Annotated in this window: 11 protein-coding genes and 2 pseudogenes; 3 read left to right on the top strand and 10 right to left on the bottom strand. The window is 43.7% G+C overall.

Features of this window, described 5'->3' with window-relative positions:
* Positions 1–169: 169 nt before the first annotated feature.
* The 4 genes from ACERC5_RS06725 to ACERC5_RS06740 form a co-directional block, all read right to left on the bottom strand.
* Positions 170–1,300 carry a cell division protein FtsQ/DivIB gene (locus tag ACERC5_RS06725; protein ID WP_373658082.1) on the bottom strand — a complete coding sequence of 377 codons (1,131 nt, stop codon included), beginning with the start codon at positions 1,298–1,300 and terminating at the stop codon, positions 170–172.
* Positions 1,287–2,363 (bottom strand): UDP-N-acetylglucosamine--N-acetylmuramyl-(pentapeptide) pyrophosphoryl-undecaprenol N-acetylglucosamine transferase, encoded by a 1,077-nt coding sequence (locus ACERC5_RS06730; protein ID WP_373658083.1) that lies wholly within the window; start codon positions 2,361–2,363, stop codon positions 1,287–1,289. Before ACERC5_RS06730 ends, ACERC5_RS06725 begins: the two co-directional genes overlap by 14 nt.
* Positions 2,356–3,720: a UDP-N-acetylmuramoyl-L-alanine--D-glutamate ligase gene (gene murD, locus ACERC5_RS06735; RefSeq protein WP_373660476.1), complete on the bottom strand. Its 1,365-nt coding sequence runs from the start codon at positions 3,718–3,720 to the stop codon at positions 2,356–2,358. Before murD ends, ACERC5_RS06730 begins: the two co-directional genes overlap by 8 nt.
* Positions 3,721–3,831: 111 nt before the next feature.
* Positions 3,832–5,493, bottom strand: coding sequence for an NFACT family protein (locus tag ACERC5_RS06740; protein WP_373658085.1), 1,662 nt, complete (start codon positions 5,491–5,493; stop codon positions 3,832–3,834).
* A 217-nt stretch (positions 5,494–5,710) separates the two neighbouring features.
* Between ACERC5_RS06740 and ACERC5_RS06745 the strand changes: the two genes are divergently transcribed.
* Positions 5,711–6,085, top strand: a complete 375-nt coding sequence (locus tag ACERC5_RS06745; protein WP_373658086.1) for a VOC family protein — start codon at positions 5,711–5,713, stop codon at positions 6,083–6,085.
* A 179-nt stretch (positions 6,086–6,264) separates the two neighbouring features.
* Positions 6,265–6,510: a recombinase family protein gene (locus ACERC5_RS06750; RefSeq protein WP_373658087.1), complete on the top strand. Its 246-nt coding sequence runs from the start codon at positions 6,265–6,267 to the stop codon at positions 6,508–6,510.
* Here ACERC5_RS06750 and ACERC5_RS06755 read toward each other — a convergent pair.
* Positions 6,452–6,628, bottom strand: a pseudogene (locus ACERC5_RS06755) (glutamate--tRNA ligase family protein); the annotation flags it as partial. The gene ACERC5_RS06750 and the pseudogene ACERC5_RS06755 overlap by 59 nt on opposite strands.
* 439 nt (positions 6,629–7,067) lie before the next feature.
* Positions 7,068–7,730: a hypothetical protein gene (locus ACERC5_RS06760; protein ID WP_373660477.1), complete on the bottom strand. Its 663-nt coding sequence runs from the start codon at positions 7,728–7,730 to the stop codon at positions 7,068–7,070.
* A gap of 331 nt (positions 7,731–8,061) precedes the next feature.
* On the opposite strand from ACERC5_RS06760, the pseudogene ACERC5_RS06765 reads away from it, so the two are divergent.
* Positions 8,062–8,424 (top strand): annotated as a pseudogene (locus ACERC5_RS06765) (transposase); the annotation flags it as partial.
* Between the two features lie 57 nt (positions 8,425–8,481).
* Here ACERC5_RS06765 and ACERC5_RS06770 read toward each other — a convergent pair.
* The 4 genes from ACERC5_RS06770 to ACERC5_RS06785 form a co-directional block, all read right to left on the bottom strand.
* Positions 8,482–9,672: an acetate kinase gene (locus ACERC5_RS06770; protein ID WP_373658089.1), complete on the bottom strand. Its 1,191-nt coding sequence runs from the start codon at positions 9,670–9,672 to the stop codon at positions 8,482–8,484.
* Positions 9,673–9,822: 150 nt separating this feature from the next.
* Positions 9,823–10,767, bottom strand: coding sequence for a class I SAM-dependent methyltransferase (locus ACERC5_RS06775; RefSeq protein ID WP_373658090.1), 945 nt, complete (start codon positions 10,765–10,767; stop codon positions 9,823–9,825).
* 66 nt (positions 10,768–10,833) lie between these two features.
* Positions 10,834–11,043 (bottom strand): helix-turn-helix transcriptional regulator, encoded by a 210-nt coding sequence (locus ACERC5_RS06780; protein ID WP_018368826.1) that lies wholly within the window; start codon positions 11,041–11,043, stop codon positions 10,834–10,836.
* 11 nt (positions 11,044–11,054) lie between these two features.
* Positions 11,055–11,564, bottom strand: a complete 510-nt coding sequence (locus ACERC5_RS06785) for a DUF2975 domain-containing protein (RefSeq protein WP_373658158.1) — start codon at positions 11,562–11,564, stop codon at positions 11,055–11,057.
* Positions 11,565–11,828 lie beyond the last annotated feature (264 nt).

An 11,828-nucleotide genomic window follows, 5' to 3' on the forward strand; every position in this document is an offset into this window, starting at 1 on the left:
ATGTCCACTGGTGGAACCATCATCGCATTCACGGTAGTCTCGATTACCAAACACCTATGGTTAAGCGAGTTATCGCTTAACAAAAACACTTTATAAAAATTGTACAGAAAAGGGGTGACTTTTCACCCTATTTCTTTCCCAACACATCAGCAAACGGAGTAAAAGCTTTTTAGTTACTGTTTGATGATGAGGTGCTGCTGGTTTCTGTAAGCGTTGATGGCTTAGTGTCACTTGAGCTGCTGTTGTTGTTAAGATCTGCAAGTTCTCTGGACTCTTGTTCTTTACTGGCTTTGGTTTCAGCAGCTGAAGCTTCCAGTTCAGGCGTTGTCGTGTAAATGCCAACCTCCATATCGATAATTTGTGGATAGGTCAGCTTGTCTTTAATGGTTTTGTAGTAAGGGAGCTTTAGGCTGATTTCCGATAGGGGAATACGAACCGTGTGCCCTTCTGCCATCGTGAGCAAAAGCAAGTCAGGCGTTGACGCTGAATTAGCAAAGATAACTTGCTTGACAGACTGGCGAATGCTCGGATCAAGACTGATAAACTGTTTGATAAAACTAGCGGTGTCTTCTTGTTTGTCAAACTTTAAAGGTAGGCTACCCTCGGGAAGTTGACCATCACCTAGTGGAGCGACTTGCTCACCATTTTCTAAAATTGGTCGAAAACCATCCGCGGTTTCATTGTAAGCAACGATGGCGTTTTCTTCCACAGCGATAGCAAATTTGTTAGGAAATTGATAGGTCAGATTGGCTTTTTTTACCCAAGGATTCTTTTTTACAAGAGCTTTCTCATAGCTTTTTAAGTTGAAAAACGTATGCGTGATGTAGTCATCCGATGCGATTCCTGTTGCCTTGATGATTTCTTGCTCAACGGCATGTTGAAATCCTGACACAGTGACTATTTTCTGTTTGCTAAAAGGGCTGATGGTAAAGAGAGCCAATAACAAAACAATCAGAGCAGTAAAGATAATCGGCAAGGCTTTTGGCCATTTCTGTGATAGCCCTTTTTTTCTCACTCGCTTAACCTTAGGTGGTTCAACCGCTATCGAGTCAGGTGATACGGGTGTCTCTAAAGCGTTCGACGAATCAGAGCTGTCAACAGTTTTGTCTGTCTCAGTAGCTTCACCGTCAAGTGAGGAACTCGCTGATTCATTTTTTTGTAACGCTTCAGCTTCCAAACGCTCTTTTTCCGCCTGACGCTCCTTTTTTCGCTGTTGAAATTCTAAGTTACGTTTCTGCCACTCGGTCAACTCTGGCTGAGGTTTCTTTTTTGTCGATTCTCGTTTCTTAAATGTCGCCACATAACCCTCCTATCTCTGACAAGAGCAACTGATAAAAGCTGTCAACAGAGCTGATGTCAGTGCTTCGGGACATGGCAGAGCGGTAACTGTCTGCATATCTTAAGAGTTGGTTGACCTTGTCAAGCAGACGCTCAACGGTCAGTTCCTCTTCCAAAAGCTGCTCGGCATAGCCTTTCTTGACAAAATAGGCTGCATTCTCCAACTGATCCCCACGGCTGGCTTGTTTCCCAAGCGGTACAATCACATGTAGCTTTGCCATTACCAATAATTCAAACAAAGTGTTAGCCCCCCCGCGCGTGATGACCACATCAGCCTGCTCTAATAACGGCTGGTAGAGGTCGGTGGCATAAGCTAACCGATAACAGTTGCGTGAGAGCTGGTTCAGTTTTTCATCGCCTGTGATGTTGATGATATTATAGTGCTGACAGAGCTCTGGGTGAGCTGTGATAAAATCGTTAAAGACCTTGGCTCCAGCAGACCCTCCGACAAAAAGCAGTGTTTTGAGATTGGGGTCAAATTGCTCAAGAATTGGTCCCAAGTCAGTAGCAGAACCAGTCGTTGATTGATCAACCTTGGTCACTGCACCGACTTGCTGAACCTTGGCACTCTTTAGTGTTGGTGCAAAAGTCGTATACATCTTGGTCGCAAATTTGCTGGCAATCCTGTTAGCTAACCCCATGGTCAAGTCTGACTCGTGGATAAAAACAGGAACCCCCAGCACTCGGCAAGCAATCACAGGCGGAACAGACACAAATCCCCCCTTTGAAAAGAGAGCTTTGGGGCGAAGACCAGTGATAATCACTAAGGATTGTAGAATCCCAAAGGCAACCTTGAAAAGGTCCAGAACATTTTGCAGGCTAAAATAACGACGCAACTTGCCCGTCATGATGCCATGAAAAGTCACTGCATACCCTGATTGCTGGATTTGCTGGTACTCAACACCTTTTTTATCCCCAATGTAGTGAACCTCCCAACCATCGTGAAGAAGTTTCGGGATTAAAATCAGGTTGAGGGTCACATGACCAACCGTGCCACCACCTGTTAAAACAATTGACTTAGCCATGATAATCTCCTTGTAGTTGGTCAACGGCAGCAAGAAACTCATCGCCTCTGACTTCAAAGTTTTTGTACATATCCCAACTGGCATTGGCTGGGCTAAGTAAAATCACATCTCCTGCTTGAGCCTTGGCAAACGCAAGGTGAACAGCTTCCTTGACATCTTTGGCCTCTTGATAGTTAATCCCAGCTTTCTCACAGAGGGCAATCAGCTTAGGTGCTGTTTCGCCTAACACAATCATGCCTTTTAGACCTTCTACATGAGGCAGAAGATCATCAAAATCGTTGCCACGATCAAGCCCACCAGCAATCAACAACAACTGGTGATTATCAAAGCCAGACAGGGCTTTCTGAGTGGCTAAAGTGTTGGTTGACTTGCTATCATTATAAAAGGTCACGCCAGCAATCGTTGCTACCTTTTGCAATCGGTGCTTAACGCCACCAAATTGACTCAGAGCAGCGATAATGGCTTGATTCTCAATCCCTGAGAGTTTAGCAACAGCAATCGTTGCTAGTGCATTTTCAACGTTGTGGCTACCAGGAACGCCGATAAGATGAGCCGGCATGATGGCCTCTTCTCGGAAGTAGAGCTGACCATCTAAAAGATAAGCCCCATCAACAAGTCCAGTCGTCGAGATGGGAACAACTGTCGCGCTTGTCTGCTGAGCTAGTTCTCTTGCCATCGCCTGATCATGATTGATCACCAGATAATCTACCGGTGTCATATTGTCTTGAATGCGCCACTTGGCTGACACATAGTCTTCGAAGGTCCCATGATAATCAAGGTGGCCCTCAAAAAAGTTGGTGATCACTGCAATTTTAGGGTGAAACTGCTCTATTCCCATCAGCTGAAAGGAAGAAAGCTCCATGATAAGTGTATCTGTTGCTGTCGCATGAGCGGCAACTTCACTAGCTGGGAAACCGATATTGCCAGATAAGAGCCCTGAACGACCTGCCTGTTCAAAAACATCTGCAATCATCGTCGTGGTTGTTGTTTTACCATTGGATCCTGTAATCGCAATGATTGGTGCTTCTGAGTTCAAGTAAGCCAGCTCAATCTCCGTATAAATCGGAATCCTTTTCTCCTGAGCCTTTTGTATCATGTCGTTTGTATACGGAATCCCTGGGTTTTTGACGATGAGCTCAAAATTTTCATCGAGTAAGTCCAGTGGGTGACTGCCACAGATAACCTTGATGCCTGCTTCTAGCAAGTTTTGGGCAGCTGGGTTGTCCTCAAACGGCTTGCCATCATTGACCGTAACGATAGCCCCTAGGCGGTCCAGCAGACGTGCCGCGGCTTCACCAGATTTTGCTAAACCGAGAACCAACACTTTTTTGTTGTTAAATGACCGAATGTCTTTCATACTAATCGTCTTTCTTAGATATTAATTTGCTACCTGCTTATTTTACCATAAAAGGGCAGAAAAAGGCTAAATAAGCTGGCAGATTGCCTGAAAAACCAACTAAGGACGTTCCTAGTTGGTTTGTTTCATCTGTTTAATTTTGCCCTCATCAGGGGTCACGCGTAAAGTCTTTTGTCCTGTATAGGTAACAAAACCTGGCTTAGCGGCAGTCGGCTTGTGGAGCTTTCTGACCTCAATCATATCGACTTGAACCAAGTTTGACAAGCGTGCCTTCGAATAATAGGCCGCAAGCTCGGCGGCATCGGTCTTGACTTCATCTGATGGATCAAGATTATCCCTGATAACCACGTGGCTCCCTGGAATATCCTTGGCGTGAAACCAGAGCTCGTTTTTCTTGGCCAGCTTGAAGGTCAGCTCTTCGTTTTGCAGGTTGTTACGTCCAACCATGATGATGGTTTGACCATCTGACGCCAGATAGCTCTCAGGTTTTTTCCGTTTGTGAAGCTTATCCTGACTGCGACGACGGATAAAACCTGTCTGTACCAGTTCGTCACGAATGTCACTGATGTCCTCACGACTGGCTTGACTGAGCGCCAGTTCCACCGTCTCCAGGTAAGCGATTGTCGCCTTGGTTTCAGCAATCAAACCTGTCAAGTGCTTGACCGCCTCCTTTAGTTTCTGGTATTTCTTGAAGTAGCGCTGGGCATTCTGATTGGGCGTCAAGGCCTTATCAAGGGCAATCGTCATCGGCTCACCCGTGTAATAATTATCCAGCACCACGCTATCTTTGTCGTTTGGCACCTGATGCAAAAAAGTGGTCAAGAGCTCCCCTTTTTGACGGAAGTCCTCCGCATTCTCGGTCGCCAGTAGCTCGTCCTCCTGTTTGCCCAATTTCTTACGGTTCTTGGCCAGTTCATTATCAACTTTCTGCACCAAATCACTGGCCTGCTGAGCCACACGATCCCGCTCTGCCTTGTCCATAAAAAAGACATCCAAAAGCTCCGACAGGTTGTCATAGGGTTTTGGGCTATCGCCCCATAGCAGAGCAGCAAAACCTTTTGCCGTTAAGCTGGGTTGAGACGGTTGGGCAAAAAATTGACGGAAGGTTTTGAGCTTCTGGCTGCTGGTCATCAGCTCCTCAGACAACTTTTCCGCAGTATCCCGCCCCAACCCCTGAAAGAGGGTCTGCAGGTTTTTGCCTGTCAGCTCCTGCGTTTGCAAGAGGTCAAAGAGCTTTTCATCCCCAATGGTAAAGGGGTTGCCCTTACCTGTTTCAGGTGGTCTGAGGTAGTGACTTCCAGGCAGAATCGTCCGATAAGAGTTCTGCGAGAAACCGACATGCTTGATGGACTCGATGATTTTACCTTGGCTCTTATCAACCAAGAGAATGTTGGAATGCTTGCCCATGATTTCGATGACCAGGGTTACCTTGAGCTGGTCGCCAATCTCAGTTTTGTTAGAGACGCTGATTTCCAGAATGCGGTCATTATCCAGCTGGTCAATCGCCTCAATCACCGCCCCCTGCAGGTACTTTCTCATCAGCATGGTAAAGGTATTTGGTACCTTTGGGTTGTCAAAGTCAGCTCTTGTCAGCTGAATCCGACCAAAAACTGGGTGGGCAGACAGGAGCAGTTTATAGTTGGTGCGATGGTTGCGAATGCCCAGTACTAATTCGCGCTCGAAGGGCTGGTTGACCTTCTGGATACGACCACCTAGCAGATCTTCTTGCAACTCTTTCGTCAAATGGTGCAAAAAAAAGCCGTCAAAGGACATGGGTCACCTCTTTCTATGGTTCTCTTTCTTTTATTATAGCACAGGACATGCGCAAACGCATGAGGAAAATCTAGCTTTATCGTCCTGTGAACAGCTGCTAAGTCCGACTGAAATGCGTCACCGTCAGCCCTTCTAAATCACCATGAGAAGTTCTCTTTCTTGAAATAAAAACGTTTTTTCGTTATCATAGAAGTATCATATAGATAGGAGAACAGCGATGAAGCTATTACATACCTGTATCCGTGTCAAGGATTTGGATGCCTCAATTAACTTTTACAGCTCAGCCTTTCCCTTTAAGGAAGTTCGCCGCAAGGACTTTCCTGACCACAAGTTCACCCTTGTGTTTATGAAAACCGAAGGGGAAGATTTTGAACTAGAGTTGACCTATAACTATGACCACCCAGGCTATGACTTGGGCGACGGCTATGGTCACTTGGCTGTAGGTGTGGAGGATTTGGAAGCCAACCACGCTAGCCATATCGTTGCGGGTTATGAGGTGACCGACCTCAAGGGTCTCCCTGGTCAAGAACCCCACTACTACTTTGTCAAAGATCCTGATGGCTACAAAATCGAAGTCATTCGCCTGCATTAATCGTAGAGCAACCTACTGCTAGGCAATTATTAACCAAGCTGATCATCTCTGTATTCACTAACAGGAGGGTCGGCTTTTTTAGTACGCAACTAAGTTGCTGTGAAAGGTGGCGACGGTTTTTATCATAAGAATTTTGATACAATACTGTCCCTGCTGCAATGGTTGGTAAAGGAGACTGTATGTATTACTTGAAAAAATATCACCATCAGCCCAGCATCACGATCGGCTACGCCCGCGTCAGCTCTGCTGACCAGCATCAAGCGCTAGGACTAGCGGTTCAAAGGGAGGCCCTCAGCTTTTGCGACCTTATCTTTGCCGAGAAAGACTCAGGAGCTTACAACCATCGTCCCAAACTGGATAAAGCCCTTGAGACCGTTCATTGTCTTCGACATGGAGTTCACGGTCTGTGTCCTCAATACGAATGATAAAAGTACCACCATGATGACGAGCATAAATGTAGTTAAAAAGAGCTGTACGAGCGTTTCCGATATGGAGTATGCCTGTTGGACTTGGTGGGTAACGCACGCAAATTGGTTGTGACATCGTTTCTCCTCATTTATTTAGTCAATCCCTAGTATTAAAGCATAGCTAGATGATGAGATTATCCTTTGAACAACTTAAAAAACGCCCGATGAACGAGCGTCTGATTTAGTGTTTTCGATAATTGCAAAACATAAACAACATTACCGAGAAGAGAAAATAAGTCAAAAGCTGGTTCCTAGCAAGCAATGGTAAAGGGATTGCCAAACTATCTAGGAGAGTTTTTATGACAAATGAAAGCCCCAAACAAGGGAATAAACCGAAAATCCTCTCCTCTTCTTTTGTCCAACGAACACCTAAAAACGGTAGCGACAGAGGTAGAACGACCAACATCTGAACCAACTTTGGAAAGTTTTCTAAAAAACGACTTGGCAACAAAAGGAAAACAGCTCCGAGCACCATAGCAGTGAATGCCAATCGTTTCACATAAATACGCCAATGATTAGGTTGTTTTATGATCATAACTAACGTTTGGACCCCCTCGATAAGCTCTTCTAGCACGTTTGTGGAGAGCTATCCAGCCATTTCCATCAGTGTCAAGTGAAGTAGCGAGCATCTCACCAATACTCCAACCAATGCCCATAAAGGCCAAAATTTCATGTATTACTGAGACCGCTACTCCAAACCAACCTGCCAAAAAAGCTGTCGTAGCTGTAAATCCCGCATTTGCTAAATTAGCAACTGCTCCAGCTGGTACCGCGAGCCCTGTATATTGCCAATCATCATATACATGACGAAAACCTGTTCTGCCAACACTCTCTTTTACAAACTCCTGTCGGCTAACAAGCCCCGTATTATCTGTCGTTTCAATAATAGAACGGTTATTAACCGACGTAGAAGAAATCATATCATGCGTTTCTAAATTATAAATATCCGTCGCTAATACAATACCGTTTTCTCCTACAAGCATTGTGATGATATAGTTATTTTCAAAATAGGATTGCTCCACTTTATCTGGATTAGCCGCTTTAATCTCCGTAAATAATGACGAATGTCTAACAGAATCTGTTCCCGAAAACTCTAAAGCTTTAACAATAGAGATAGGTTGTATAAATATGCTCAACGCCATCAAAAATAGATAAAAAGCAGAAAATTTCTTAGACATCTTTATTCTCCTTTGACATAAGATGCTGGTATCTAACACCTTGCCTTTAAGTACGACTAACCTCCTTTCAATTTATTGACAAAGCACTTGTGCCTTTTTTCTCATTTTATCATATAAAATAAAAAAAGCAAGAAATTAGAAAACGAATACAAAACCTGTTAAAAAGTCCCACACTTCACTTTGAAAATAAAATACATAAAAAAGTGATCTACTCCCCTTATAGTGGACAGTGAAAAAACAAAAATTCACTAGAAACTAAAAGGGGAGTTTTCGTATGTCAAAAAGAAGTCCAAAATCAGTAGAGGAAAAACTAGAGATTATTATCAGCAAGCATAATGACAATCCTCTTGTTATGAAGAGCCTAAGAAATGCTATGGAAGCTAATTCAGATGCCACGCCACTTATCCCTAGTGAGCGTGACTCCCAATACACTTCACGGAAATATCGGATGATAACGACACAATATCAGATGACACGATCTATGTCACGAGTTGGCAAATGCATTGACAATGCGCCAATTGAGAGTTTCTTTGGTCACTTTAAAACCGAGTGCTATAATTTGAATAGTTACAAGACCTTTGAGGAATTGGTTACTGATATTGATGACTATATCTATTTTTACAATAACGAACGATTTCAAGAAAAGTACAACGACCTTGCCCCTCTTGAAATGAGGAACAAGGCCGTTGCTTAATCTTTTATTATTTCATTGTCCACTTGACAGGGTACCGTTCACATACCACTCCCTCAATTAGTTTTTCAACTTTTCAACATCTCGCGCGATAACCAACTCTTCATCTGTTGGAACCACGAGGACACGCACTTTGGCAGCTGGTGTTGAGATATCACCTGAGTTACCAAAAACATTCTTCTCAGGGTCAATGTCAAGACCAAACCATGTCAAACCATTGACGATTGATTGACGCACCAGAGCGGAGTTCTCACCGATACCTGCGGTGAAGACCAAAGCATCTGCACCATTAAGTACCGCTAGGTATTGACCAATAAACTTCTGCAAACGATTAACCAGCATATTGAAGGCTAGGGTACATTTTTCATCTCCTGCCGCAACACCTGCTTCAATCTCGCGCATATCACTGGATACTTCGGCAATACCGAGGAGACCGGATTGCTTGTTGAGGACGTTGACGACATCTGCAGCATCTTTTAGCTCTTCCACCTGCTCGATTAGATAAGGAATGATTGCTGGGTCAATATCCCCTGAACGTGTCCCCATCATCGGACCAGCAAGCGGTGTGAAGCCCATGGATGTGTCGACAGATTTACCACCATCAATCGCTGAGATTGAGATCCCATTACCGATGTGAGCGGTAATCAATTTTGTTTCTTCCAATGGTTTTCCAAGCAACTCAGCTGCCCGACGAGACACGTAGTAGTGGCTTGTTCCATGAGCACCGTATTTACGTACTTGATGATCTGTATAGAACTTATTTGGTACGGGGTAGCGGTAAGCAACTTCTGGCATGGTCGTATGGAACGCTGTATCAAAGACCGCGACGCTAGTGATGTCTGGTAAGATTTCCTTAAAGGCACGGATACCAGCCACGTTAGCTGGGTTGTGAAGTGGCGCTAAGCTAGATAACTTCTCAATACGAGCGATAGCTTCCTCATCCAAGAGAACTGATTCTTTAAAGTCTTCACCACCAGCAACAACGCGGTGACCGACGCCTGTAATCTCATCATAGCTACTGATAATCTCGTAGCGAATCAAATCATCTAGCAAAAGCTTTACAGCTTGGTTATGGTCAGCAATATCAAGGGTTTGAGATTCCTTTTTCCCATCAAACTTTACAGTTGAAATCGAATCTTTCAAACCGATACGCTCAACAATACCAGCTGCCAAGACTTCTTCTTCTGGCATGCGGTAAAGTTGCCACTTTAGGCTTGAACTACCTGCGTTGATTGCAATTGTTTTTGACATCATACACCTCTATTTTTTTTGTTATCCCTTACATTATAGCAAATTCTTATCAAAATGGCACGCCTTTGGACTATATTTTTTTGTGAGTTTGTGACGTTTTTAACAGTTGTTTCCCAGACATGATAGACTATAAACGATTCACAATCATTATTAGCTACTTTTCCAGGTCCTAAGAGCTTTCATAAATGCTCTTAAGGCATCGGGGTCTTTTAAATCAGTTAAGGGATAGATGAAGCTCTCCTTGCTCTTTTCTGCTTGCTTTTGCAAGATAAAAATCGATTTGGTCAGTTGCTGACCAGCAAAAAGGTTATCAGGCAAGGTAATCACACCAAGGATATTGGCATAGTCGCTTAGCCATTGTTTCAATAAATCTGCCTGCGGGCTTGTTAACAAGTTATTTGGCGCTAGAAAAATCGCTAGTCCTCCAGGTTTTAAGTACTTGAGCGATTGTTCCATGAGGAGATGATGCGCATAGGTTTTTTGCCCTGTTGAGGCCACCTGATAGCGGCTAGCAATCTCTTCATCAGGGTAATATCCAACTGGCAAATCAGACAAAATCACATCGCTCTCTGGCAAATGCTGCGGACGAACAGCGTCGCCTTGTACCAAAGTCAACGGTAAACCAGCAATCTCAGCCATGCTAGCCGATAAATCAATCAGCAAGTCATCCAGCTCAATGCCTGTATAAGTTAGCTGCTTGCTGGTTTGGCTGAGCAACGTTAAGGCCAGATTGCCCGTACCTGAACCGATTTCCAGAACATCCAGCTGAGGTTTATCCGTCAGGACTTCAATCAAGAACAAGAGGATAAAGCCCAGTGAATCTGGGGTGAATTGATGATTAGGCTGGAGCTTATCTGTCTGACTACCCTTGATGAGTAGGAACTGATAAACACGTCGCCAGTCCTCAGCACTCAGTTTAAGGTCACGTAGGACTTGATGGCGCTTGGCTAGGTGCTCGCTTGCTGTTTCTTCCCCAAGATAGGACGCATTTTGCTCAATCAAGGCATCAAAGAAATGGGTTGATAAGGCCGTTTGCAGATCATGGGTATTGTCCAGCACCAGCTGGTAGGCCTGTTCGATTTTAGTTAATGTCATGGGTTGCCTTTCCAACGTTTTTGGTCTCATTATACCAAAAAACCAGCCCATTGGCTGGTTTTAGGTTTAGTCTTGATCTGGTTGATAGGCTAAAATATCGCCTGGTTGGCAGTTGAGCTCACGGCAGATGGCTTCTAAAGTAGAGAAACGAACGGCTTTCGCCTTTCCTGTTTTCAAGATAGACAAATTAGCGGTGGTGATGCCTATCTTTTCAGCCAAATCCTGTGATTTCATTTTTTTCTTTGCTAATTCCACATCGAGGTTCACTATAATCATCGACTGACCTCCTAAATGGTAAAATCATTTTCTTCAGCGATGGCGTTCGCTTGCTCCAAAACTTTGGAAATAGTCCAAACTAAAATCGCCGCAATGATAGGAAATCCATCGAAACCAATCTCTAAATTGCTTACAGGACCGACTGAAATGCTAAGCACCCAAGAAAATAGCAGAGCGATTGCCGCATGACATGCCAAGGTAGCATTTTCAGCGATGAAAATACGGTCTTCGAGGAGGTTTTTACAGAATTTACGGATAAACCAGGTAAGGGCAATATGAGGTAAAACGTCAAGTAAACTCAACCAGAGTAACCAGAGGCTAGGTAGGCTAGACAATTTGCCTTGTACCTGACCGCCATGTTGTTGAGCAAACGTCATTCCCCAAGAGACAATTTGATCAAGTCCGACCACACTAATGATGAGCAACAAGATTAAGCCAATCACAAAGCCGAAAAGCTGGAGACCAAGGGCAATGTTAAGAACAGGGACAAGGTATTTTAGGTATGATAATTCTTTTTTCATGATGAAACTCCTTTTGATGTATTTTAGTTAGATATTAAGAATAGTTACAAAGCCAATAAATCGTTTTTAGAACTGATTAAATCATTATTTTTACCCCTTTTCAACTCTTTTTTATTGTTTATCAATATGTTGTCGACATCTTTAGTATACCACAAAAAAATTCTTTTGCAACACTTTTTTATTAAAAAACAATAATTTTTTAACCTTATTCAAAATCCGAAACCTTTGAATGGTGATTTGATAGCTTTGCAGCTGAACTTTTCC

Source organism: Streptococcus sp. E24BD (assembly GCF_041807825.1).
GTDB classification, from domain to species: Bacteria; Bacillota; Bacilli; order Lactobacillales; family Streptococcaceae; genus Streptococcus; species Streptococcus entericus.

Coding starts and splice junctions, on each gene's coding strand:
- ACERC5_RS06750 (WP_373658087.1), top strand. CDS start 6,265: ATGTATTACTTGAAAAAATATCACCATCAGCCCAGCATCACGATCGGC.
- ACERC5_RS06740 (WP_373658085.1), bottom strand. CDS start 5,493: ATGTCCTTTGACGGCTTTTTTTTGCACCATTTGACGAAAGAGTTGCAA.
- ACERC5_RS06760 (WP_373660477.1), bottom strand. CDS start 7,730: ATGTCTAAGAAATTTTCTGCTTTTTATCTATTTTTGATGGCGTTGAGC.
- ACERC5_RS06785 (WP_373658158.1), bottom strand. CDS start 11,564: ATGAAAAAAGAATTATCATACCTAAAATACCTTGTCCCTGTTCTTAAC.
- ACERC5_RS06745 (WP_373658086.1), top strand. CDS start 5,711: ATGAAGCTATTACATACCTGTATCCGTGTCAAGGATTTGGATGCCTCA.
- ACERC5_RS06770 (WP_373658089.1), bottom strand. CDS start 9,672: ATGTCAAAAACAATTGCAATCAACGCAGGTAGTTCAAGCCTAAAGTGG.
- ACERC5_RS06775 (WP_373658090.1), bottom strand. CDS start 10,767: ATGACATTAACTAAAATCGAACAGGCCTACCAGCTGGTGCTGGACAAT.
- ACERC5_RS06730 (WP_373658083.1), bottom strand. CDS start 2,363: ATGGCTAAGTCAATTGTTTTAACAGGTGGTGGCACGGTTGGTCATGTG.
- ACERC5_RS06780 (WP_018368826.1), bottom strand. CDS start 11,043: ATGATTATAGTGAACCTCGATGTGGAATTAGCAAAGAAAAAAATGAAA.
- murD (WP_373660476.1), bottom strand. CDS start 3,720: ATGAAAGACATTCGGTCATTTAACAACAAAAAAGTGTTGGTTCTCGGT.